Annotated in this window: 21 protein-coding genes; 10 read left to right on the plus strand and 11 right to left on the minus strand. The window is 45.3% G+C overall.

Translation table 11 applies throughout. The features are described from left to right. Window positions 1-10: 10 nt before the first annotated feature. Window positions 11-2,974, minus strand: a complete 2,964-nt coding sequence (locus tag FXO21_RS07745) for a sensor histidine kinase (RefSeq protein WP_192579187.1) — start codon at window positions 2,972-2,974, stop codon at window positions 11-13. Between the two features lie 852 nt (window positions 2,975-3,826). On the opposite strand from FXO21_RS07745, the gene FXO21_RS07750 reads away from it, so the two are divergent. Continuing rightward, window positions 3,827-5,092 (plus strand): OmpA family protein, encoded by a 1,266-nt coding sequence (locus tag FXO21_RS07750; RefSeq protein WP_149639554.1) that lies wholly within the window; start codon window positions 3,827-3,829, stop codon window positions 5,090-5,092. Window positions 5,093-5,376: 284 nt separating this feature from the next. Here FXO21_RS07750 and FXO21_RS07755 read toward each other — a convergent pair whose 3' ends face one another. From FXO21_RS07755 to FXO21_RS07770, 4 genes are all read right to left on the minus strand, one after another. Beyond that, complete coding sequence (locus FXO21_RS07755; protein ID WP_149639555.1) at window positions 5,377-5,709, minus strand: response regulator; 333 nt, start codon at window positions 5,707-5,709, stop codon at window positions 5,377-5,379. 436 nt (window positions 5,710-6,145) lie between these two features. Beyond that, window positions 6,146-6,775, minus strand: a complete 630-nt coding sequence (locus FXO21_RS07760) for a response regulator transcription factor (RefSeq protein ID WP_149639556.1) — start codon at window positions 6,773-6,775, stop codon at window positions 6,146-6,148. Window positions 6,776-7,374: 599 nt separating this feature from the next. Next, entirely contained in the window at window positions 7,375-8,202 is an 828-nt protein-coding gene (locus FXO21_RS07765; RefSeq protein WP_149639557.1) for a mechanosensitive ion channel family protein, read from the minus strand. A 584-nt stretch (window positions 8,203-8,786) separates the two neighbouring features. Continuing rightward, a complete protein-coding gene (locus FXO21_RS07770) occupies window positions 8,787-8,975 on the minus strand; it encodes a type II toxin-antitoxin system HicB family antitoxin (protein WP_149639558.1) in 189 nt (62 codons plus the stop codon). 248 nt (window positions 8,976-9,223) lie between these two features. Here FXO21_RS07770 and lysM point away from each other — a divergent pair, with 248 nt between their 5' ends. The 3 genes from lysM (at window position 9,224) to FXO21_RS07785 (ending at window position 10,839) form a co-directional block, all read left to right on the plus strand. Further along, entirely contained in the window at window positions 9,224-9,682 is a 459-nt protein-coding gene (gene lysM, locus FXO21_RS07775) for a peptidoglycan-binding protein LysM (RefSeq protein ID WP_149639559.1), read from the plus strand. A 109-nt stretch (window positions 9,683-9,791) separates the two neighbouring features. Further along, the gene (locus FXO21_RS07780; RefSeq protein WP_149639560.1) at window positions 9,792-10,124 is read left to right on the plus strand and encodes a YegP family protein; all 333 of its coding nucleotides are present in this window, start codon (window positions 9,792-9,794) and stop codon (window positions 10,122-10,124) included. A gap of 199 nt (window positions 10,125-10,323) precedes the next feature. Continuing rightward, window positions 10,324-10,839, plus strand: coding sequence for a hypothetical protein (locus FXO21_RS07785; RefSeq protein ID WP_149639561.1), 516 nt, complete (start codon window positions 10,324-10,326; stop codon window positions 10,837-10,839). 57 nt (window positions 10,840-10,896) lie between these two features. Here FXO21_RS07785 and FXO21_RS07790 read toward each other — a convergent pair whose 3' ends face one another. After that, window positions 10,897-12,387 carry an ArnT family glycosyltransferase gene (locus FXO21_RS07790; protein WP_149639562.1) on the minus strand — a complete coding sequence of 497 codons (1,491 nt, stop codon included), beginning with the start codon at window positions 12,385-12,387 and terminating at the stop codon, window positions 10,897-10,899. 277 nt (window positions 12,388-12,664) lie between these two features. On the opposite strand from FXO21_RS07790, the gene FXO21_RS07795 reads away from it, so the two are divergent. Together FXO21_RS07795 and FXO21_RS07800 are read left to right on the plus strand one after the other, a co-directional pair. Then, window positions 12,665-12,874, plus strand: coding sequence for a hypothetical protein (locus FXO21_RS07795; RefSeq protein ID WP_149639563.1), 210 nt, complete (start codon window positions 12,665-12,667; stop codon window positions 12,872-12,874). Window positions 12,875-13,024: 150 nt separating this feature from the next. Then, entirely contained in the window at window positions 13,025-13,285 is a 261-nt protein-coding gene (locus FXO21_RS07800; RefSeq protein ID WP_149639564.1) for a hypothetical protein, read from the plus strand. Here the strand turns inward: FXO21_RS07800 and FXO21_RS07805 are convergent. Next, complete coding sequence (locus FXO21_RS07805; protein WP_149639565.1) at window positions 13,275-13,913, minus strand: family 16 glycoside hydrolase; 639 nt, start codon at window positions 13,911-13,913, stop codon at window positions 13,275-13,277. The genes FXO21_RS07800 and FXO21_RS07805 overlap by 11 nt on opposite strands. 112 nt (window positions 13,914-14,025) lie before the next feature. On the opposite strand from FXO21_RS07805, the gene FXO21_RS07810 reads away from it, so the two are divergent. The 4 genes from FXO21_RS07810 to FXO21_RS07825 all read left to right on the plus strand — a co-directional run bounded on the left by FXO21_RS07810 (window position 14,026) and on the right by FXO21_RS07825 (window position 21,403). Further along, window positions 14,026-15,300 carry a hypothetical protein gene (locus tag FXO21_RS07810; RefSeq protein WP_149639566.1) on the plus strand — a complete coding sequence of 425 codons (1,275 nt, stop codon included), beginning with the start codon at window positions 14,026-14,028 and terminating at the stop codon, window positions 15,298-15,300. Window positions 15,301-15,484: 184 nt separating this feature from the next. Further along, entirely contained in the window at window positions 15,485-17,350 is a 1,866-nt protein-coding gene (locus FXO21_RS07815) for an ATP-binding protein (RefSeq protein WP_149639567.1), read from the plus strand. Window positions 17,351-17,370: 20 nt separating this feature from the next. Continuing rightward, entirely contained in the window at window positions 17,371-19,668 is a 2,298-nt protein-coding gene (locus FXO21_RS07820; RefSeq protein ID WP_149639568.1) for a phosphocholine-specific phospholipase C, read from the plus strand. Between the two features lie 145 nt (window positions 19,669-19,813). Further along, window positions 19,814-21,403, plus strand: a complete 1,590-nt coding sequence (locus tag FXO21_RS07825; protein WP_149639569.1) for a tail fiber domain-containing protein — start codon at window positions 19,814-19,816, stop codon at window positions 21,401-21,403. A 15-nt stretch (window positions 21,404-21,418) separates the two neighbouring features. Here the strand turns inward: FXO21_RS07825 and FXO21_RS07830 are convergent, their stop codons facing one another. The 4 genes from FXO21_RS07830 to FXO21_RS07845 are packed head-to-tail and all read right to left on the minus strand — an operon-like array spanning window position 21,419 to window position 25,312. Then, window positions 21,419-22,318, minus strand: coding sequence for a carbon-nitrogen hydrolase family protein (locus FXO21_RS07830; RefSeq protein ID WP_149639570.1), 900 nt, complete (start codon window positions 22,316-22,318; stop codon window positions 21,419-21,421). After that, on the minus strand, window positions 22,318-22,920 hold the full coding sequence (locus FXO21_RS07835; protein WP_149639571.1) for a GNAT family N-acetyltransferase: 603 nt from the start codon (window positions 22,918-22,920) through the stop codon (window positions 22,318-22,320). The genes FXO21_RS07830 and FXO21_RS07835 overlap by 1 nt, the downstream gene beginning before the upstream one ends. Next, complete coding sequence (locus tag FXO21_RS07840; protein ID WP_149639572.1) at window positions 22,920-23,324, minus strand: nuclear transport factor 2 family protein; 405 nt, start codon at window positions 23,322-23,324, stop codon at window positions 22,920-22,922. The genes FXO21_RS07835 and FXO21_RS07840 overlap by 1 nt, the downstream gene beginning before the upstream one ends. Continuing rightward, entirely contained in the window at window positions 23,321-25,312 is a 1,992-nt protein-coding gene (locus tag FXO21_RS07845) for an ArnT family glycosyltransferase (RefSeq protein ID WP_149639573.1), read from the minus strand. Before FXO21_RS07845 ends, FXO21_RS07840 begins: the two co-directional genes overlap by 4 nt. Window positions 25,313-25,391 lie beyond the last annotated feature (79 nt).

Here is a 25,391-nt window from a genome sequence, read left to right on the forward strand (position 1 = left end):
TTAGGTCGGTTTATATCCCTCTCTTGGGTGGTAGCTCAAACATAACCTGGAACATACCATCATCCTCTGTAAGGAGAAGTTTGCCGCCGACCTTCGCTGCCCGTTGCTCCATGTTCTCCCGGCCGCGCCCACCCTGACGGTAATCTACCTCAGTTTGATTACCGGTATAACGGTTGGCAATAATCAGTCTGATGACCGAATCTATATGAAGGGAAATAAATATTTTTGAGCCGTCTCCATATTTGATGGCATTGGTGAGAGATTCCTTAAAAATGAGAAACAAATTCTGGCGTACAGCCTGAGAAACTTTGGCCGATTCTATATTACCAAACTCTTCAAACCGGTAACTAAAGTCAATTTCCTCACGGAGCCGATACGCGTAGTCTTTCATGCGAATAACCAGGTCTTTCATCGTATCGAACCTCGAATCGATAGACCAGACCATATCGCTCATGGTCAGCAGCGCGTGTTTGCTTGTGTCGGCTATCAGTTGCAGTTGTTTATCCTCCTTATCCCCCAATCCCTGCGTAGCCGACAGGGTAGCGGCCTGCAAAAAGATACGGGTCAACGAGCTGCCCACCTCATCATGGAGATCTGCTGCAATGCGGTTGCGGATGTCCTGCTCGCGACGGATTTTCTCCAAACGGCTCCGGTACCATAGCAGTACCAGGCTCATTGCCGACAGAACGATCAGGCTCTTAAACCACCAGGTTTCGTAATAATAAGGGCGTTTGACGATGGTAAACTCCTTTTGCCGGCCTTCCGTGCCTGTGCTCCGGGTGTCTAACCGGATGTGGTAGTCTCCCGGTGATGGCCCGATGAGAGAAATAAACTGCCCCCGCCTCAGTTCTTCCCACTCCCCTGCATTAAGTGCATATTTTACCCTTCCATCGGCGCGGTAATTTTGTGGTGTGCCGACATACAATCCAGTGAGGCTTTGCCCGGGATTGAGCACCAAAGTCCGCTCACCGCAATAGGGCCAGGTATAGTCCGCTTTCTTCTCGCCGGAATTCCTTGTCGAGGTATATATTTCAGTTACGTAACTCTCCAGTTGATTCCCGGTTTCGAACCAACGTTGGGTCATATCCAGCACCGTGTAACCCATCAGGCCGCCGATGTACAGGCGTTTTTTGGAAGCGTCCCAAAACGAAGCCCCGGAGTTGAATTCGGTTTGATTCAACCCTTCTGCCGTACCGATACGCCGGATCTGGTGCCCTTTGATCAGGTTCAATCCGTCCGCGGTACCAGCAACCAGCGTTCCTTCGGCATACTCCAGGCTGTAAACGAGGTTATTGCTGAGTCTTTCTGTTGCTGTTGTGAATGCCTGCAAAGTGCGCCCCTGTCCGTCAATAGCCACCAGGCCTTTTCCCTGAGTAGCCAGCCACAGCGTATCGCCTACGACCAGCGATTTATAAACTCCCAGATTGCCCGATTGAGGGTATCTTTTGGTTAAAGTTTGGTGGTCAATCTCGAAAAGCCCAAGATTGGTACTTAACAGGACCCTGCCTCCGTCGGCCAACCGGATATGCCGCACCTGAAGATCAGAAACCTGCGTACCGTTGACGGATGCTTCAAACCTGCTCAGGACAAAAGTTTTCTTGTCCAGCAACCAGAGACCATTGGTACCACCTATGAGGAAATCAGTATCTGTTTGGGCCAAACTAAACACATAACCAGGCAGGTTGAACGCATGCAAGTTTTTAGCATCCGCAGAGAGTGTATATTTCAGGTCGGTTATTTTGCGCTTCCGCCGGTCGAATATTTTAAGAAAACCTCCCTCTGTACCGATCAGCAAATCGTTATCGTTCATCGGGAGCATTACGTAGGCATGCCGAAGCCCCTGAAAAGTATAGGTTCGCCCGTCGGATTCAATGTAGCCAGCCCCGTTATAGGTACCATAAAAAATAGCTCCGTCCGGATAAGCGTAGATACCCCTCGTGCTTTTGTTCGCACCTGGGTTGACCGGGTTCAAATGTGACAACCCTTTGGTTTTGGGATAAACTACGAAAATACCTTCCTCATTCCCCAACAATACTTCATTACCCACAATGTTAACCGATGCCGTTCGAAAACGGTGTACCGACGGGATCGCCAGCCGCTGCAATACACGAAGGTTTGTATCGAGTATGCACGCCGACTCTTCATCCGCATACACATGGATGCGTCCTCCCTGTTGCAGTACATTGAATTTGTCAGGGGATATCATAAAACCATCCATAACTACTTTATCCAAACGATCTGCACCTTGAAACCGGAAGGCTCCCTGTTCATAAACATCCAGAATCAGGCCATTTTGCTGCGCGATCAGACTCATAATCACATTGCTGACACCGTATAATGCGTGATACTCGATCCGGTATCCCCGTTGAGGGTCGATTGAAAATAAAGTGCCTACGGTTGTGCCCACCCAATATTTGCCTTTCCACCACGTTGCGCTCCTGGGGAGGACTTTATTGTTGTTGGCACCGACACCGAGTCCATACAATCCATCAATCCGGGTGCACCGATCCCCTTCCAGAAGCAGGAGATGGCCATTTTCGTAGGCGACCATGACAGCCGAATCCGATACTTTTTTGACCCAGTATACCGTACGATCCCTGACAGGCGGTAGTAGCGTCGAATCCACCGGATGTACTTTCCAGGTTTTAAGATCGAGGTAACTCAGACTGGTGTTCCCCACCATCCAAAGCCGGTTTCGATGATCGACGATGATACGTTGCGGTATATCATCCATGGGCCGCTGGTCTGCAATGGTTTTTAAAATATCAAGTGATCGATAACCGTCATACCTATATATCTCGCCGTTGGTCAGAAACCAGATGAAGCCCAGGCTGTCTCTTGTCACGTCTTTAATCAAAACTTCCTCGCGGTCAGGAAATAACTTCAGTTTTGCAATAGCATAATCCTGGGCGGCAGCTGGTTTGGGCCACGAAGCCAGCCAGGCCGCAAATACCAGGTTAATAATCCAATGCATTTTTAAGTAGCGCGAAGAGATCATCCGTTTCTAATCATCGGTTATTTTCGAAATAAAAGCCAGGAAGATTCTGCAATTATAGATTTAATACTACATGTTTCTAAATTATAGGAGAGATCTTTTGGAACATGACCGACGACGAGCCTGGTTAAGGGGGCATTTTGCTGGCGGCATACACGGTTTGCCCATCGGAGACTGACGCTCCACCCTGATTTTGAGTTGAGCTTACATATCCCTGCGTATGCGTCAATGTTATCGTTGTGAATAGAGATGTAGCATGGATTACAAAAAACCACCCGCAGAATTAATACCATCTGCGCTCTGAGAATATGTAGATGTAAATGTGCTATCACTAAGTGAAACTGTTTTTAATTGACTGCTTCGCAAGAGGGGTTTTTCATTGTTTTAATAGTACTGAGACGATACTGCATGTCCATTTTTATGCATGCACTTTAAATAGTGGGACAAAATATTTCATCGAACAGTATCAAAGTCAATACACCTCAATTGAACTACCCATCCTAATAAATATGAAGTAGATTGACCAGGTTGATTCTCAGTAATTCAGCACTCAAAATTGAGGCCATATAGCCAAAGACCTATCAGGATCTCACCTGCTGAATTGTAGTATCTATATGATATACCATATACTTGAACTACGCACGAATTTCCGGCCATGGGGAGACCAAATATTAACTACACAAATAGGTTAAAAACTACACGAAGACCGAAAAATAATGGAAATCGCAAACGCGATTATTAACCTACATTGCCCTGCCATAGTTATCGATCTATACTTAAATGGTCGGACTGCAATTCCTTATCAAATACTCATGCAAAACAATTTAACACATGGAAATTCTTGAAATTGCCAAAGAGTTCTTTACCAAGTCTGTTATCGAAAAAATCGCCGATAAAATCGGAGAAGATGTGCCGGTCGTGCAAACGGCGATGAATGCAATCCTGCCTTCTGTTTTGGGGGGAATTATGGAAAAAGGATCTACCGCCAACGGTATCGAGCAGCTCATTTCAATATTTAATAAGAATGATGAGGAATCCATGCTCAAAACATTTTCTAAAGGTGCGGGTGAGACGAAACAATTGGATAATTTGATCTACTCCGGATTCACAATGCTGCAATCTATATTTGGAAAAAAGATAGAAAAAGTAGAGGATGTTGTTTCCGAAGAGAGTGGGATCAGTAAGATGGGAGCTTCCGTTCTTCTGAACATTGCCGCACCCGTTTTGATGAGCTTGATTGGGAAGCAATTTAAAACTTCAGGAATGGGTAATTCCGGCCTGGTCAATCTTTTGATGAGCCAGAAAGATGCTGTGAAAGCTTCCTTGCCTGCCGGGTTATTGACGTTCTCCAATTTTTCCGGTTTGGGTGATTATCGGGGAGCCGGCACTTCGTCTGGCAAGCACGTCCAGCAGGTCGATTATAACGAGAAGAGCGATCAAAGTGGAATGCCTGGCTGGCTTCCATGGCTGGCAGGAGCTTTGTTATTGATTGCTGGTATCTGGATGTTTAAAACTTGTGAGGATAAGAAAAAATCGACCCTGGCAACTACCCACGTCGAGATGGATTCACTTGCAGGCGGCATTTCGGAAATAGCCGATTCGGTGGCTAGTAAAGTAGGAACCGGCATAGATGCATTAGGTGATTTCTTTAAAAGAAAATTACCTAATGGTATTGAACTGGATATCCCGGAACTGGGTGTGGAAAATAAGCTTATTAAATTCATTGAAGATCCTTCAACACCTGTCGATGTGACCACCTGGTTTAATTTTGACAGGATCAATTTTGAAACCGGCAGCGCGAAGCTGAGTAGTGAGTCAATGGAGCAGACTGCAAATATTGCGGAAATCCTCAAAGCGTTTCCAAATGTGTCAGTGAAAATTGGCGGCTACACAGACAATACAGGCGATGACCTAATTAACCAGAAATTATCACAAAGCCGGGCCGAGCAGGTAAAGGATGCAATTGTTTCCCAGGGTGTGAAGGCGGAACGGGTGGAGGCAGAAGGTTATGGAAAAGAACATCCCGTAGCTACCAATGATACGGAGGAGGGAAGGGCCCAAAACCGCAGGATTGCAATCAGGGTTGTTAAAAAATAATATGAAGAATGAATAAGAAATGGAGCCCCGTTAAACGTGAGCTCCATTTCTTATTTAATATGCAGATTTTATGTGTTCGTCAGCAAAGATCAGCATCGAAAATTTAAGCGAATACGCTGCATATTCGATTAAAAATAATTACGACCAGAAGCCAAAATAGCAAACCGAATATGATTGTTAATACCGCTGTCCAGAGAAATGGAAACTTTCGGGCTTTTGAAGAATAGAGCAGCGGGTTCCTTTTCATAATAGAAACGATATCGTGAACAATTTCTCCTCACCGTTCAGGCAGTTAAAACAGGGCCTTCCGCCAGCGTCCGGATATGTAAATCCGGTGATAGGTAATACTTATTGTTCAGCACCCGTTCGATACATTTCACAAATTCGTTTTCGGTACTTTTTTTCAATAAATATCCCCTGGCGCCGAATTGAAAATAGGAAACGGTACTACCGATAGAATAGGTTTCTTCAAAAACAATAACTGGTACGAGCTTAAAATGCTCCCGACATGCAAGGACTGTTTGTGCAGATTGCCCGGTTCGAAAATGATTTCTACCTGAATCGTTAGTACCTAATATGATCAAGTCTGGTACAATGCCGTTGAGCTGCAGCAGCAATTCTTCGAGGTTACTGGCAGAAAATAGTTGAATGGGCGAAAAATGCCTGTTCAACAAAATACTAACTCCTTTTATTGTTATTGGGGAACTCTCTATGACGCAAACCGTTAACATTTGGCAGGCATTTGGTGAATAAATTTGGTCTAACTGCTTGTTGACACAGTTGTAAAATTAACTTTGATAAAAATAACAGGTTATAAAAAATCCAAGCATTTTTCAGATAATTCAATGATAGGTATAGTGCAAAATCTACACAGGAATAGATTTAAAAATCGAGATCCGATTCGTATACTGAGCTTAGCATTTATGATAGAATTCTTGTTGCCGATGACCATCCCCTAATGCGCGAAGGGGCCCGACATGCATTGAATAGTTTTATCGCAGATATCAGTATTGTCGGCTGTCTATACCAAATTGATCATCATCAGTCTTACAATTACTTCAGGTTCAATATTCCCCTGAGTTCAGACAGTGATTGGATCATTAGTTTTTTAAAAATCACACGCTTGATAGAACTTACTGACGACGGTTTACAATCAAGAATGCCGGCAATTACTGTATTCTTCTGGCCTTGACTCAGATAAACTGCAAGCTCAAATTCATAGCTTGTCAATTTTCTAATTTTTCTTATCGGACTATCCGTCCTGAGTAGTAACGGCTGCACAAAGTCGTCAAGCAATTCGGGGCTCAGGAAAGGTTTGCCGCCAATGATGGATTCTATACACGTAATCAACTGATGCTCACTATGCTGCTTCAAAAGATACCCGTCTATACCGACCATAAAATAACTAAAAATCATTTCCTGGACTAAATCATAGTCATATACAACAATCTTTGCTGTTGGAAATGCCTTTTTACACTTCCTTACTGATATAAGACGGTTTTCTTTGGCATTTTCGCTGATACCCAAAATAACAACAAACGGCAGATCCGCTTGCTGCATTTGCGGAAATTCTTCAAGACTACGGGATTGAAAAAGCCTGGCATCTTCATAATGTGTATTTAGCAAGACCGATAAGCCGGTCCTCATAATTGGGAAGGGATCAATTATTCCAATTGTTAACATAACTATCGGTAGGTACTACCTTTTTTAAATTGGTACGAGTTAAGGGCCCCGATTTGCTTGAGGTGAGCTTAAACCATGCAAAAGTAGTTATGTGTTTATAGGTACAATGTCAGTCTGAATGCGAAGCCGAGAAGATATAATAAGACACTTGTAGTTCCTTTACTACATACTATATACGTGCACTGATTTTATCCTCCTCTTTTAATATGAAAATCTTTTTCTTTCCATTCTTACGGCCAAATACACCCGTCAGACTGGGGACCTGCTTCTTTATTAGCCTGAAAGGTTGATATACGTCATTAGTATATTTTCGACACCTGTCAATTAAATGTTTTGCCAGGTTTGGGATTCGACTACTGATGAAAGTCTTCATTAACAATAATTTCGCGGCATTCCGGCATGGGCTATCCCGGGTACGTATCTGAGTATCCTGCCGATATATACAAACAAATATCGCGACTTGCTGAAACGGTCACTACCTGAGGTACGGGCATTAAAATTCGCTCTCCCGAAATACAGAAGAGCGAACGATTAATTTCCAGTTGTTGATCTTATTCAGCCAGGATTATATCCCGGTTCATACTCAAATTTTCAGGCCTTTACTGCTTAAGTGCTACGCTTATTTCAGCTGGTTTCGGGGCCTGAATGCCATCTGCTGCGAATTGACGGCTGATTCCTTCGTGGACATTGTAATAAGTTGCCCAATAGTTTTCGCTGAGCGTCCATACTCGGACATCGAAGAAAATTGCGTTTTCGGTCAGTTTCGTTACCAGCACATCGTGCTCCGTACCCCTGAGCGCGGTAGGACAGGCATCAACGACCTTCTGAACCGAGTATCTTATATTATCCGCCCCATTTTGTGACCCTGCGGCAAAGACCATATCCACGCGGATTTTGCCTTTCCCTGAAATGTTGACGATAGGAGATGTTGAAAGCGGACCGTTGGGTATAATGATGGTTTTATTATCAGGTGTCAGAAGCACTGTATTAAATATCTGGACGCCTTCTACAACGCCCGTAAAGCCCTGGGCGGCGATCAGGTCACCGGTGCGGAAAGGCTTAAAGATCAGGAGCAGTACGCCGCCTGCGAAATTTGCCAGGCTACCCTGCAAAGCCAGGCCGACGGCCAGACCGGCTGCGCCAAGCACTGCCACAAATGACGAAGTTTCGATGCCAATGATCCCAGCGATACTTAATAGCAGCATTACGTTCAGCAGAACGCCTATCAGCGAATTCAGGAAAGGCTGTACCTGCGGGTCAACCTTTCTGTTGTCCATCGCCCTATGGATAACAGACGTCAGTTTGCCAATGACAATACGGCCAATTATGAAGACAACAACAGCAAGTAAAAGCTTTCCGCCATATTGTGTGATGGCCGCCATGCCCTGGGTTTTGATTAGCTCCCAATTGAAGTTTTCCTGGATCATAAAATCGTTTTGTAGAATGTAAATCGATACTTAAAGTTGCTTTTCAGAATTAGAGACCAGTGATCTGCCCATTAAGGCAGCCGTTTTAAAATCAAGCCTCCTGGTAATGCCAGGAGGTTGACCACACTACACTCAACGTTCATGAAACTACCTTTTACTTTTATATGAAGATGATAATGTATGTAAAGTATGATGCAGGGCGCTTCCGATTTTGGCTACGATTGCCTTGCAACCACCGGGGAGTTATTGTGCTTTTGGTATTTTTAACGTTGATATAGTACAGCTTTGCTCTACACACCGTCGCCGGTTTCATAAATGATTTTATCGACAACTTTCAATCAGGTATACTATATTTTTAAACAGTATTTTTTGGAATGTCACAAGGATAAATGGCGATGTATTTCATTCATTTTTTACGGTGACAAAACTAGGACGTCCGGCAGAAAGGGATTGTAAAAAAAAAGATGAAATCGCTGCGTTTCTGTACTAGTGTTATAGTTATTTTGCTACACACGTTTAGGTTTACACGATAGGCTCATTTAGAAAAACGGAGGTAAAAAGGGTAATACGAATTAAAAAGTAAATCAGGTAACAATGAAGTTGAAAGGGCCATTCGTATCCGGCGAATAGTTGGTAATTAAGGTTTTAAGATTTAGCAACGCCTCCTCTTCGGTTTGACCTTGGGCTATACATTGCGGGACTTGTCTTATTTGCGCGATAAATGCAAAATCTTCCTGACTGAACCAGGTGATGATATGGTATTGTGGATCCATTTCAAAGGAATTATGTATGCCTGAAAATTTAACCCTCCTCACCACTTCGAAAAGTGTTACACAAAACTAAAAGCTGGCGACGAAGGTTTTGATAGGATTTCTTAGGACACGTTGTAGGATTGTCACTTACACTGTCATCTAAATACTATCAGCTTTCAAACAATCTGCTACAAATCGACACTTTCTAAAAACGGATGTTTGCACAGTAAACATAATGCTGAAAGGCACAAACTAAACAGAACCGAAACATGGGATTACTATCATTTTTTAAAGGTGTAGGCGAAAAAATTTTTAAGAAAGAGGATGCTGCCTTACCGGTTGCTGAGGCAGAACCGCTACGTGCAAGTGCATTGCTTGCACATGTAAAAGCACTTGGACTTTCGTACAATTCCCTTTCAGTGAAGACTTCTGCGGATTCTGTTATCCTCGAAGGCGAAGTAACAACGCAGGCAGACGCCGAAAAGATTGCGCTTGCAGTGGGTAATGTGGAAGGTGTAGAGCTCGTAGACAGCAGGCTCAAAGTTGCAACACCTGCATCGCCGGCAAGGTATCATACAGTCAAAAGTGGCGACAGCCTTTCCAAAATTGCTTTGGAAGTTTATGGGGACTTACAAAAATACCCTGTCATCTTCGAAGCTAATAAGCCTATGCTTACTCACCCGGATAAAATATACCCTGGGCAAGTTCTTCGGATACCAGCACTGTAAGACAACATTTGAACTGAAAGGCCGCTTTACTAGCTGGCGTATAAAGGCAAGCGTTCTCAAAATAAACAAGTATCCACTTCTCCAGTTTATTTAATAAAAATCAATTCTGATGGGAAAATTCATTATTACAAAAAGGTCTAACGGAGAATTCCAGTTTAACCTTAAAGCAGGTAATGGTCAAACCATTTTAGTGAGTGAAGGCTACAAATCCAGGGCGAGTTGTGACAACGGCATCGCATCTGTCAGAATTAATGCAGCTTTTGACAACCGCTACGAGAGCAAAAAATCGAAAAACGAGAAACACTTCTTCAACCTGAAAGCCTCGAATGGGCAGGTGATCGGTAGCAGTGAAATGTATGAGACAACCGCTTCCAGGGACAAAGGAATCGAATCCGTAAAAGCGAATGCACCCGAGGCTACTATCGACGATCTAACGCAATAACACCACTTTGAAGGTTGGAGCGCAGGAGTTTGACAGGCCAGTCAATTGATAAGGTTGCCTGGATCTGGAAAATAACAGGTCAGCAATTCAAAGAACTTCGGCTAGATAGAGTTTTCAGTCTCCCGGCGCGACAGCCGGGAGAATTGATTTTGTCAGTGAGTGCTGAAATACAATTTGTTAATAATTAAACTTGAAAATCATGCTTGACCAGTTGTTTGAATTAATACAAAAAAACGGAAAAGAAGCAATCATCGAAAACCAGGCGGTGCCTAATGAACATAATGACGCGGTAATGCAGGTAGCGCAAAGTGCGATCGTTGACGGTTTGAGCAACCTATTTAAACAAGGACAGATCAGTGCTTTGTCGGACGTTGTGAAAGGTGCGCCTGCCGAAAGCAATCCCGCAGTTCAGCAGATTTCCGACAACTTCATGGGTAATATCATGGAAAGATTCGGGATAAATGGCGCTTCGGCATCCTCGATTGCTTCGGCAGTTATTCCGGTGGTGATCAATCAAATGCTGTCAAAAACCCAATCGGAAGGAAGTAACGGCCTCGACCTGGGCAGTATATTGGCCAACTTTGCGTCCGGTAATCCCGCGACCGGCAATGCTGGCATTTCAAGCAATGATCTGATGTCAATGCTGGGAAAGTTTGGTCTGGACAAAGACGGAGACGGTACCGTTGGGCTGAATGATCTATCGAAATTATTGTAAGCGCATTCGCTTAAATTGCCCGGCTCAATATTAAGGACTGGTTTCTATACTGTGAAATCAACGTCGCTCCTTCCGGATTGCAAGTGTAGCGTCGTGCCCGAGGTCCAGAATTTCATAGGATTGTGTTTTGGACAATGAATCGAGGAGAGCGTGTCCCTTTTTCTCGAAGAGCAGATATTTTGTCTCGGTGGTATCCAACGCAATTGAAAGTCGGGCGTAACGCTGATAGGCGGTGTGGATACCAGCTTCCATGCTCACATCTTTGGTCAGGTACACTTTGGAACGTTCCGGGACTGCCGCTCTGAGCGCCCTTGCGACTTCATAGTTCCTGTCAAAATCCGGGTGCGCAAGCTTGTAGGCCACCAAGCCAACCAGTAAAACGGCTGTCGCGGGAAACAATACCCTAGGTACCACGCCAAATCTGCCGACGAGCAGCAGCAATGGCTCGATGCAGCAGGCGGCGAAAAATAACCCTACAAACGGAAGCGCGGGCATTAGATAATAGTCGCCTTGCTTCACGCTCACGAGCATTGGGAGAATAATGGCGATACCCAGAAGAATGTTTAAAACCCGTGCTTTCCGGGTGTTTATCGGGGCCGGGATATTGATTTTCGCGAAAAGCTTGAACAGGTAAAGCCCGCCCAGGATAAGCAAATGCGGGATGATATTGCTTAATAAAACCATTACAAGATAGAGATGCGCTGTCCATCCGCTGGTAACGCGTTCACGCTTCTGCGCCAAGGCCGCAATAACCTGGCCTTCGAAGTAGTTTTTCAAAAAAAAATTTGCCGGTTGATAAATCAAAAGCGCAGCTAGCAGAATTAAAAATGTGATACCGGTTACAATCAAACCCGATGCTGCTTTTTTGAAAAATGCCTTTCCGTAAACAATTACATAGATCACCGGGAAAGCCAGCGGAAACAGACCAACCGGGCCTTTTGTCATACAAGCCAGCAATATCATGAGCCCGGCGGCTACCCATAAACGGATTTTTTGTTCCGGCGCATGCAATGCTTTTAATTGGAGATAGCACGACCACAAACAGAACACAGCCATCGTCGTGTCCAGCAGGTTATTGGGTACGCTCCACCAGACGACACGTATCCCGTACCACATCAGAACGGGCAGCCAGGCTTGCTTTTTTGCAGCGACGTTATCCCTAAACAACTCCCTCCAAATCAAGCAGATCAGCAAAGTACTTGCCAGTAAAACAAGCAGGTTGTAGATATTTTCAACTGCCAGACTATCGCCTAAAAGGCGGAAAAGCAGTGACTCCATTCCGAACATCAGCGGCGGATGTTCACAAAAAAAGGCGCAGCGATTGTAAGGCAGCCAGAAGGAATCGGCAAAATAGGGCTCCCAGAATGAACCCAGGCCCAGCGCCATATTACGCGAAATGGCCGCATAAGCCAGCCCGTCGACAAACAGAACGTGATCAAAAGACCGCGGGATGAAGGTCAGACTGATGAAGCAAACCGTTAACAGCCAACCGGAGACTTTTAAATTAAATATCGATTGGTGCGAAGCAACCAGATCTTTTGCCTCCATGCGGGTGCTTAATTGAGTCCCCGAATATCGCTAAGTAACCGCTGTCAACAAAACCGGTGGATAACTAATGTCGTAAGAGAACTACAAACATAATTTTATTTACAAATTTCTTTAAGAAGTCACATTCAGTGATTTTGCGTAGCCAACATCGATAGAGAGAAAACCGGAGACAATTATGAAAATTGAATGCTGCGGCGGTGATTTATAAAAAGTGATTAATTTTAACAAAGAAAAGTAAAAAACGCTTGTAGAGTAATCTACATAATCCTATATTTGCATGAAACAATTTTCCTCAATTCCCGAGGCTTTTGAGTGGTGGCTTAAAAATATTTATCCCACACTTCCAGCAGAGGTTAAAAAAGGGAAACCGGTTTCTGCCTGGCGCGATTACACGCATGGAGGAGGTATTTCGGAGAAAAGAATGCGTGAGATTCTAATTGAATTTGGTCATTTCAAAATTGAAATGACAATTACTTATGAGCCTTAACAGGCTTTTTATTTGAGGAAATTTTGTAGAGAAAACCACAAGTGCCTCTAAAAAACCCGGATGCAAGTTCTACAAACACGATGAGCACCCGGGTAGCTTGATCTTTTGAGAATCAAACCGTACGAAACTATAACCACACGTCACAATCCAATGGAAAAACAAGCTAATAGTCTTCATCAACTGATCAACGGAAACGAACAGGCTTTGATCAAGCAAGTCAGGATCATCGACGAATTCTTCAAAATGGACAAAGCCAGCGAAATGATCGAATCGCTGAACACATTGACAGAAGATCTTTTATTCTCCAACGACCTTGACAATGTGACGCATAACATGCGAACGCATATTGTGAACCAGCTTCGGGTCGTGACTCTACTTGCGAAATTGAGGGAATGCAGGATTAGGGTGTGATCTCAAAATTGGCGAAGGAAGGATCCGACATCGGCCCGGCCCACAAACCGATTTTACCGGTCGTAAACTTGCTCAGACTTTCCACTTCCAGGCTCGGCTTAGGCGAATGATCCACATAAACTTTAATGGCTTTGCCGGCTACGATTATTTTGACATGAAACCAGCCATCCGGATTTGGGACGGGGTTGACCTTGTTTTCATATTTGCCCGGAAAACTCTCACGCAATTTTGGCCATGGATAATCCGGCATCGAAGCATACTGGACAGACCTGGGCCGACGAACCGTATCGGCGTTCATAAAGTTGAAGGGTCGAAAATAGACGACATCTTGCGTCTTCGTATCCTGAAAATGAAAAGTAACGCCCACAAAACTTTGCTGCAGGACATTTTTACCTTTCACATCAAACTCGATCGTGCCGTTTGTAAAGTTGTAATCTTTGAGGATCATAAAACCCTCCTTTTCATTGACATTGAACTTAACAGCCTTTTTCCCGCCATCGGTTACAGTTTGAACTTCCCGATTCGAAGTTTCCCAGAGATCCGCTTTGTGCAGGTCCGGGCGGATTGTTTGTGCTGAAACATGCAAATGCAGAAGGAAAATAAGACAGGATGCGAGTAAGATTTTCATAGCTGATTGTTTTGATTTGGATAATTGACGAGCTCAAAAATCAGCTGAATAAGGTATTTTTGGTTGTTCAAACGCGCGCCAAATCCGTGCAAATGCATTCATATAGCCAGCCATGACCAAAAACGGAGAAGAGCAAGACTTCCAAAAGTGCCTCGCGCTCATCGAGGCGCAGCTCGGCTGGGGCAACAGTACGCATTGGACCAATTATGATTTTGAAAAACTGAGCGACACTTTTCACGAAAAAACGGGTGTAAGGCTCAGCGTAACTACATTGAAGCGCATCTGGGGCAGGCTGAAATACGACAGCGCCCCTACCCTGACCACATTGAATGCACTGGCGAGATTTGCTGGCTACACGGATTGGCGGATGTTCAGGCAACAGCAGGGAACGGATATTACCCGAACCGAAAGCAGTGAGGAGGTATTAGCTCCTGCACCAGTTTTATCCAGAAGTAAATTTAACTTTTACTGGCTCCTTGCATTGTTGCCGCTTTTACTGGGTGGATACGCATTATTTTCAATCAAACCTGCTGATACCGAGCTTGATCCACAGCTGTTTTCATTTAAAGCCAATAAAATGAAAACAGAAGGTGTACCCAATTCTGTGGTGTTTCATTATGATGCAAAAGCTGCCAAAAGTGACTCCGTTTTTATCGTGCAAACCTGGGACATGAGACGGCGGGCGCTTGTTTCGAAGGACAAAAATTACCACTCGGCGATTTATTATTATCCAGGCTTTTTCAATACCAAACTCATTGCCGACAACCAGATCGTAAAAACACACGATTTGTGGATCACCTCCGACGGCTGGTTATGCCTGGCCGAAAACGAACCCGCGCCGCTTTATTTTAAGAAAGAGGAATGTGTTAAAAACGACATTGTAGAGATAAATGAGCCTATTTTAAAAAACTACAACCTGTCGCTCCACCCAAAAGCACCGCGGGTGCGGCTGTTTAACCAGCGGGATATGGGTGATTTAAGTAATGATAATTTTGTATTTGAAACGAATGTAAAAAATAACTTTGCCCAGGGCACCAATGCGTGCCAGCCTATGCAAATCCTTATTCAGTGTAAAGACGACGTGATCATTATTCCGCTCACTGCGAAAGCTTGTGTAGGCGACCTGTCACTCGCATTTTGCGGCACTTATCTGACCAGCAAAACCGCCGATTTATCCGGGTTTGGAGCCGATCTGACGCAGTGGACAAAGCTCCGGGTTGAAACAATCAATAAAAAAGCAAGCATTTACGTAAACGGCGAAAAAGCCTATTCACTGGAATTCTCCAACCAGCCTACCGGTATCGTGGGCGTCCAGATCCGGTTTAATGGTACCGGCGCGGTGAAAGGTACCTGGTTTGAAAATAAAGGAAAAATGGTCCGGTTGTGATCCTATTTCCAGCCCAATTATCGCAAATGCCTTATCGGATTCAGGCAAAAAAAGAACACGTTTCCATGGTCTCGCGGTCCTTGCAGTTAGTTACCTATATCTCTCACCGTTCAACCCCTTGCATTTAACCGGATAGTTTGTAATATTTATTCGATAGATATGTGTTTGCTTTCAACGCAACATCATGAGAATTTATATTATCTGCGCCTTATTGCTCATTTCTGCGACTCAAAGCGCTTGCGGACAGATCGAGGTAATTCGGAAACTGAAAGATAGGCTTCATCAGGTCAAAGACAGCACGCAATATGTAGATGTGCTTAATAAAATATCGCTGCTATTTTACGAGCAAAATGCAGATAGCACACTTATTTATTCGGTTCGGGCACTGGAAATAGCCAGTCGGCTGGAATATGAAAAGGGTATAGCCGACGCGACCAACAACCTGGGTATTGTGTATGATATCAAAGGAAACAGCCAGCTTGCCATGCGCTACTACAATGATGCTTATAACAAGTACAGAGCGATCGGCGACTCATCCAATATCGTCCAGACTTTGATGAATATCGCGATGGTTTATGAGCTTAGTGGCAAGGATGAAAAGGCGGTCAATAACTTCAAACAGGCACTTTCGTTGGGAAACCGCATCGCACACGATTCCATTACAGCGCTGGCGATCTATAATTACATGCTGATCTACCCTGACCATTTTAAAGAAAAGGAAAGAGAAAGGTATATTGAAAAAGCCCGCGCCATTGCATTGAAATATAAGGATATGCGCATGCAGCTGGCAATCGAGCAGCTGCTTGCCGAAGATTTTATTTCTAATCAGGAGCACGCAAAAGGTATTGGTTTATTGCAGAAAACATTGGCTAAAAGTCTGCAAATGCAGCTATACTTTTTCAGTATGGACCTGATGATCAGGCTGGGCGACCTGCACCTGGCCGCAGCACCTGACACCGCAATGAAATACTATGGAGAAGCGCTGATGATCGCTGAGCAGAAACTTTACCGGGTTTATGCAAGAGAAATCTGTACCAAGCTTTACGAATATTTCAGGAGCAAAGGTGACATGGCCAAAGCCTACACGTACACGCAAAAACTGGTCAAACTATTTGAAGAACAGGCCGAAATAGACCGCGTTTCGGGGATTGATTACATTGAATATGCGGTGAAAGACCAGCAGCTCAAGTCTGCGCAGTTGAAATCAGTTTATAACTCGCGCTTACTGTGGCTTGCAGTGGCTGTTTGCGTCCTGACAATTCTCAGTATTGTTTTTTTATTTAGAAACTGGGTCCTGACCAGAAAGACCAACGAAGTGCTGCAACTGCAATTCCGACAGCTGGAATCGACGAGCGAAGCACTGGAAGAAAGCAACCAGAATTACGCACGGCTGATTAAAGTCATTGCCCATGACCTGCGAAATCCGATAGGCGCGATAAAAGGCCTGAGCTCGATGCTTTTGGAGGAAAAATTGACAGCCGAAGAGAATAATGAGTTCACCACGCTGATCAGGCAAGCGAGTGAAAGTTGCATCAAGCTGATCAGCGATTTGCTTGAAACCGATTTTAACCTGAAAGAATCAAAGCTTGTGAAAGAAGAGATAAACCTGGCTGCATTTTTACAACAAACCGTCAAGTTATTGTCTTTCAGGGCGAATGAAAAAAGTCAGGAGCTGATATTAAAAGAGCCAGGCAACGCAGTAGTTATGGCCGACCGGGATAAGTTATTGCGGGCATTAAATAACCTGATCGTGAATGCAATCAAGTTCAGCCCGATAGGCGGCAAGATAGAAATTGCTGGTAGCCAGTCCTCCGAGGGGTTTTTGATTTCGGTAAAAGACTATGGCCTGGGCATCCCGGAAAACCAGGCGTCCCGGATCTTCGACCCATTCACATCCTCCAAACGCCCCGGTACTGCCGGAGAGCAGCCTTTCGGTTTGGGATTATACATAACAAAACAGATCATAGAAGCGCACCACGGCAGGATCTGGTTTGAAAGCGAAGATGGAAAAGGAACCACTTTTTTTGTAATGCTGCCCATATCATTTTAAATTTCTTCAATCTGCAAAAAATGTCAAATATCAACCGCCGCAATTTCATTAAGCTCTCGGCAGGTGCCGCAGCTGCATTGAATGTACTACCTCCTTTGATCCGGCAAGCTCTTGCAGTGGATGCGCACAACCCGACAAAGTCCATTCAGGATGTGCAGCATGTCGTGATCCTGATGCAGGAGAACCGTTCTTTTGATCATTATTTTGGTTCAATGAAAGGGGTACGGGGATTTGGTGACCGGTTTCCGGTACCGCTTGAAAGTGGCGAACGGGCGTTTCATCAATCGGATGGAAAACGCATTGTGCCACCCTACCGCGCAGATAAAAAAACGATGAATGCCGCACTGATCCACGGCACACCCCATGATTTCCCCGACACGCAAGCTGCCTGGAACCAGGGAAAATACGGTTTTTGGCCAAAATTCAAAACGCCGTTTTCGATGGCTTACTACACCCGTGAGGAAATCCCGTTTCAGTATGCCCTGGCCGAATCTTTCACAATTTCAGATGCATACCACTGCTCCATCGCGACAGGGACTGATCCTAACCGCATTATTTTCTGGTCAGGCTCCAACTTTGATCCTGAAAAACGCGCGGCAGGAATTAACTGCACTGATCAGGATTCCGAGCCTGTCAATCTGCGGTGCTGGGTAACGATCGATGAAGCTCTGCCAGAGCCGCATTACAAATACAGGGGAAATGCATTCAGGTGGGATACCATTCCGGATGTGCTGCAAAAAGCGGGCATCAGCTGGCGGATTTACCAGGACCCGAAAAACAATTGGGACGGCGCAATGCACGGTTGTCTGGCATTCGAAAGTTTCCGTAATGCAAAACCCGGCTCGGCGATCCATGAAAATGGCATGAAACACTGGTCGCTGGAAGATCTGACGAAGCATGTAAAGGAAAACACATTGCCCCAGGTAACCTGGATATTGCCTTCCCAGGACGATTCTGAACACCCGGGCGCGCCATCCAGCCCGAACCGCGGCGGCGATTTTACACATCAGGTACTGACCGCACTGACTTCCAATCCGGAAGTATGGAGCAAAACGGTTTTCTTCCTCACTTTCGATGAAAATGATGGTTTGTTTGATCATTTGCCCGCACCTGCTGTTCCTTCGTATAACCTGGATGGGACGCTGGCAGGGAAGTCTACAATTGATCTGGCGGGGATGTATTTCAATAATGACAAGGGTACCTCAGAGTTCCCTAACCCATTTCACGCGGACAGTATAAAGCCGGGGCAGCCAATCAAAAAGCGGATTTACCAGGATAAGCGTGACACTATTTCGGGCAATATTCGTCCATGGGGAATGGGTCCGCGCGTGCCGCTTTATATTATTTCGCCGTGGAGCAAAGGTGGCTGGGTCGATTCGCAGGTAGCTGATCACTCATCGGTCGGACAGTTTCTGGAAAAACGATTCGGCGTTCAGGTGCCGGCGATCAGCCCATGGCACCGGGCGGTGAGCAGCGACCTCACTTCGGCCTTCGATTTTGTTAACCCCAATGATCCGGTTTTCCCAAAACTACCCGCCACAGCCGAATATGCCAACATTGAAGCCGAATCCAAAAAGCTCCCCCCGGCAGTGGCACCTGCCACAATGATGCCGCTCTTTCAGGAAAAAGGGACAAAGTTTTCACGTGCGCTACCTTATGAGTTGCACACGCACTGCAGCATCAATAATGCTGGGAATAAGGCTAGCCTGAAATTTGAAAATACCGGAAAGGCAGGTGCCGTTTTTCATGTTTACGATTTAAAACACCTCGACCGCATTCCGAAACGCTATACTGTTGAATCTGACAAATCGCTTTCAGACGACTGGGATCTTTCTGCGGACAGCGGATTATACGACCTCGAAGTATACGGCCCGAATGGTTTTTTCAGACATTTTAAAGGAAATGCGAACCAGCCGGAGCCGGAAGTGAAAGTTAGCTATGCCAGGAAAGGCGGTGTGCTTGAGTTGTTGGTGGAAAACACCAACAATGGCGGGGAAAACACCAACAATGGCGGGGGAAACACCGAAAACGGCGGGGGAAACGGCATAGAAAACGCCAACAAAGGCACACAAGCCTCTCAAAATGGCACTTTTGAAATAAGTATCCATGCAAATGCGTATCAGTATGGTGGCCCCTGGGATACAAAGTTGAATGTAAAGGCAAGTTTCAGGAAAGCCTGGACATTGAAAGACAGCGGCAACTGGTACGACTTCTCCGTCAACATCAAAGGCAATACCGAATATGTGCGCCGCTTCGCTGGCCGGGTGGAAACCGGGAAACCCGCGATCAGCGACCCGGCAATGGCATTGCATATTTAGAGATGAATTTGAAAGAATTATCCCTTTAAAAATTTCAAATGAACAGCTGGATAATTGCTTTCTGAAATGAGCCGAGGTTTGATTTGATTAACTGGGAATATGGGTCCCTGCTGGACTGGTAATTTTCAATTCTCAAATCAACTTTATGAAAACGTCGTTTCTATCTCTGCTTTTCCTGCTCTCATTCCGATTCGTAGCTGCTCAGGCACCCGAAAGTTTCAATTTCCAGGGCGTCGCGCGAGGCGCGGATGGAAAGTTGGTTAAAAATATAATTACCAGGCTGCGTATTACTATCCATTCTGAAAACCTTTCCGGGCCCGTCGCCTATTCGGAGACACACAGACCGTCAACCAATGAGCATGGCATATTCACAATTGCAGTAGGGAAAGGCCTTGTAGAGAGCGGGGAATTCAACAAGATTTCATGGGGTACGGTATCTCACTTCATTCATCTCGAACTTGACCCCGCGGGAGGTACCGAATATGTTGACTTGGGATCGACCCAATTACTGAGTGTACCCTATGCTGCACATGCCAAGGAAGCTGGTCAGTGGAGGGACGGGACGCCTGTCGTTCAGACAATGAAAATAGGAAGCGAAGTTGATGTAAACGATCCAAACCCTGATCCCAATGATCCCAAGGTAAAAAAATATTATTTGCCTGATATAGGCGACGGGGCAACCCTGATCTGGTATCCGGTTAAAGGTTCATTTCGAGCAGGAAATGCTGATGGGGGAAAATGGAATGATGGGCTTATGGGGAAGTTCTCGTTCGCGGCCGGAACCAGTACGGAGGCCAGCGGGTTAGCAAGTGCCGCATTTGGTATTTCTACAAAAGCATCCGTAGAATACTCGCTGGCTACAGGACTTTTCACAGAATCAACCGCATCCGGTTCTGCTACCTTTGGTGCATTTACTAAGGCGCAGGGTGCAGCTTCTGCTGCATTTGGTCAATATACTGTCGCCAAAACGAGAGGTTCGTTTGTTGCAGGGTTGTATAATAATGCTTCCGATTTCCCAGATCCGGATAATGAAAAAGATGACGATCGGATTTTTCAAATCGGTAATGGTGATTCTGAGAAACGACTAAATGCATTGACCTTACTCAGAAACGGAAATTTGGGGCTGGGTAAAGATGTACTTGAACCAAAATACATACTCGATATTGGCGGGAGACCACGCGTGCGCCACATTGGTACGGCAACGGCGGGGATTTACCTGGATGATTCTGAAAATAAAGAACGCGGCTTTGTAGGAATGCGCACCGACGACCAAATCGGTTTTTATCTGGATACCTGGAAATTCTGGGTAAACACAGCAGGGAATGCAGTTTTATTGGGAAATCTCACTCAAACCTCCGATGCGCGTTTGAAGCATAAGCTAAGCCCAATCACCGAAAGTCTGGCAAAAGTTACAGGGTTGGCTCCCTACCACTACTATTGGAAAGATCCGGAAAGAGAGCAAAATATTCAGACCGGATTAATTGCTCAGGAGGTCGAAAAGCTATTTCCGGAATTGGTGAAAGCTGACGCGCAGGGTTACAAATCTGTCAATTACATCGGTCTGATCCCCCATTTGATAGATTCGGTTAAAGAACTTAACAAAAAGAATGAGCTTCTGACTTCACAAAACCAATTGATTCAGGAACAAAATGTGGTTATGATACGCAAACTGGAAGCAATGGAGGCGCGCCTGAATGAATCGGAATTCCCAAAGACAGCAATGCGGACGAAATGACTACTGATATCTGTATCAGAGTATCCGATTCTCAATCCGTATTTCCTCATCAAATAATGCAGAAGAGAGGCGGGCATGATCTTTAAAATTAAATACCTGTCCACTATTCCTGACGTTTTCAATTTTCGAGAAATCCAGCGCCTGTATCAGCCAGCCTTCCTGATTCGGAGGCATGGTTGCTATTATTCCTTCCTCCGGCAAATCCTTGTCGGGGGTTGCATAGAAAGCAGCAAAACCGTAGTTAATGTCAACTGCTGGTGACCATGCCGCATTTCCCACAGTTTGAGAAACAACCGTATAAGCCTGATTTTCAAGCGCGCGCGCGCGGGCACCTATATGTACGCGGGTAGCTCCGCGGATAGTTTCTGTACAACTGGGTGCCAGAACAAGTGTCGCTCCTGCATGGCTGAGTAGTTGGGAGCCTACCGAAAATTCAACGTCATAACAGATCTGAACACCAAATTTGCCCCATTCTGCTTCAAAAACAGTCAGCGTTTTCGGTGCACTTTCGATACCCCATTCTTCATTTTCAAATCGGGTCATGAAAAATTTATCCTGATAACCCGCCGGCCCGGTCTGAGAAAAAACGTAAGCCCGGTTCAGGTTTTTTCCATTCTCTACTACGGGGATCGTCGGGGCTACGATGACAACATGATATTTTTTCGCCAGGCTTTCAAATGCCGCGCAATACTCATTCCTGATCGCGTCCAACGCGTGTATTTGTTTGCGGATATCGCGTTTGACATCTTCTGAAAAGATGCTTACAAGCTCCATAGAGCCATATTCAGGAAAGAGCAGCAATTCCGCACCCTTACTTGCCGCTTCTCCAACCCACTTTTCAACATGCGCCTCCCAGGCAGAAAAATCCGCGTGTTCCGTGACCGGATACTGTGCGGATGCAATCGTTACCTTCATCAATGATCTTTCAGGTTTTTGACCCAGAACGTCATTTTCTTTTCGCTCTGGACTGTGTCGCCAATGTCCAGCCATTTCATCTGCGTTTGGAGCCGCGATTCTTTATGATAACCTCTTTTAAGCCAAAAAGCGTCATTCGGACGATAATCAGATGGCTTCAACGGGTGATCCACCGCTCGTTCCACCGCGCAGAAACAGGCCGTTTCAAAATTCCCAAAACTACGGGCATGTGATTCTCTTTCGTCAAAAAAACGATGCCCCAGCCCTGCGCCCCGGTATTCTTTCAGTAAAATGCTTTCACCGAAATAGAATACCGAACCCAAATCATAACCAGGATCCTCAAATGGCTTGCGAACTTCATCCGTTTCGTCGGTAAGTGGAATGCAGGTTGTAGCGCCAATCATTGTCTGATCATCGTAAACAGCGAAAAGCAGCGCCTTGTCAGATTGAGCGTAAATTTTCAGATACTCCGTTTCATAGTTGGGCGAGCCTTCGTACAAGTAGGGGAAATCGCGAAAAACGGTAATGCGCAACTCGCCCAGATCTTCAAAAACGGAGGATATCTCAGCTCCTTTTTTCCAGATAAAAGTCAGCTCTCCCATTATTTTTTCGATACCAGTTCGATCCAGAGCAGCAGGTTATAGTAGGTGGTTATCCGATTGATTTTCCCCTCCTTCACTTCCAGAAACGCCCCGGCAGGAAGCACATAGGTTTGCCCATAAGCTTCCGGCAGGCCTTCTTCGCCTTTTTTATAAATTCCGTTTACCACAAATTCAACAGCCACCCGGGAGCCGGTCTTTTCAGTAAAAAAGACCATATCGGTCAGCGTTTCTTCGTAAGCCACGTCCATATTGCCCAGAAATTCCGTAAACTTTTCGATACCTATCCGGACATCCCCCTGATTCGCCTCGTGGCGGACTTGCGGGTCGAGGAGGGCGAGCATTCCTTTCCAGTCTTTTTTATTAAAACAGTCGTAATACAGTTCAACGGTTTCGAGTGCGGTCATTTCAATTCATTTTGAGGTATATAAATCCATTTATCCCGGGTGCGGAACCCGACTTTATAGCTCTGCCCATGATAGTTAAGCCGCTCACCTTCATAGCGTTCAGCGAGTATCAAATCCGGCTGAAATCCGGTTTCCTCTAAAACTTTAGAGGGATTCCGGACTAATACATGTTCAAAAATACGGCCTTCTTTTTGCAAAGCGTGTTGAAACCCGTAATCATAGCTGGCCTCCGTAAAGTCAAAACCTATTTTCTGAGGATTTCTTGCGTTGATGTAGCTGACTATCTCTTCAATTTCTGGAAGAAAATCTCCCCAAAGAATCTGCCCGGGCTCCGCAAAAAGTACGCTTTCCTGCATCAGGTTCAGGTTTTGCGAGCCTACCTGTATATTCAGGCTAAATGCGTCATTGATTTTGGGAAAAACCGTCTCGAAAAACCAGCGCGTCGACAGTAACGGGTGTGTAGAGCTGAGTAATGCGAACGGTAGCGCAGAAAGCCAGAAAAATGAGATAAGTATCTTCGAAAAAACGGAGGATAATATCGAGCCGTAAACCAGTCCTATTACCGGGGATATCAAAATAAAAAAGGCAATATGTAAACGCGAGCCGTAGATCTGGTAACCTATAAATGAGCAAAACACCAAAAAACTGAGAAAAGCAAGCAGAGCGTACCATTTGGCTTCCTTCGAAAGTCGTGCAAAGAACAGCATCGGTATACTGAACAGCACAACCCACATCGCGAAGAAATTATGTGCGAAATCTTCATTGAAATTGAGCTTATTCATTTTAAACACCATTCCCACCCCGGGCTTGTTCAGCGGCACGCCGATGAGCTCGTGCAAACCCAGAAGCTTTGATTCCATAAAATGATTATACGCATTACCCGGCGAAACAAAGCCCAAATGCAGAAAAGTATGTTTGGATACCGATGAAATCAAATCGCCCGCACTGCGAATATCCGCCCGGTTTCCGTTGCTCATCGTACCAACCGGCGACTCAAATATTTCGTACGTGCGCAGCCAGAAAGGCGCATTCAGGAGCAGCACGATCATCACTATACCGGCCATCGCCAATGCCAGCGCTTTCCAGAAAACGGGTCTGACTAAAAGGAAAATCAGGAGATAGAATCCAAAAGGCAATGCGTAAAACACGAACGTCCCTTTGGTCATTAGTCCCAGTGAAACGGTCAGGGCAATCAGAAACAGTACTACATATTTCCGGTTGATTGTAAAATCAAAAACATAAAAAGCTGTCGCCGTGATCAGAAATGCGACAACCAGGTCATTCTGCGTGGTCATTGATTCCAGTACCACAATCGGCAGCGTCGCTGTAAAGCATAGTGCAATCCGTAAAGCACGGTTTGTGCCCGAAAACAATTCAACCAGCAAGGAAACACAAACCAGCGTCCCCCCCAGACAAAGCCATTGCAGCAACTGAAAGTAGCGGTTGCCGCCAGAGACCAGATAAGTATGTAAATGCACATATTCCGAGAAAGGACTAAAAGAGATAGCGCGCTCAATATGAGAAGCGTAGTGCTCTACATTGCCGTTTTGAACCCAGTAAACAAGCCTGCTCAAATGGTAACTGAGGGAATCGAGGTTGTTCGGCGTAGCGACGAGGGCCACGAGCAATGTACAGCCTGCCAGGGACACCAGTGTAAAAACCGTAAGTACGCCGAGCTTTTTATAAAACGCTTTGAACGATGTTTTCCAGTCACCAAAAATCGTGCGCAAATTGGTCCGGTGTGACTTTTGAAGCCTGGCCGAAACCGCAATTAATGCGACATTCAGCACCACCCACAAAGAATTGATTGCGAGCGCGTTGACGAGGTTGAAGGCGCTCAGCATCTCGGTACTGGCTGCGATAAAAAAGAACAGCAATACTGCGGAAGCCAGCAAAGAGCGCCGGAACGATTGAGGAGAACCTTTAAAAAATGCCAGATAGCTGCTCGCGGTGCAAAGCCACAACGCAAGCGGAATCAAAAAGATCATGCGGAAGGTCAGGTACTGTTTGGCTAATATGTACCAAAACTAACTAATAAGACGAAAACAATGATACCAAATCACCGCT

This window comes from Dyadobacter sp. UC 10 (genome assembly GCF_008369915.1).
Taxonomy (GTDB): domain Bacteria; phylum Bacteroidota; class Bacteroidia; order Cytophagales; family Spirosomataceae; genus Dyadobacter.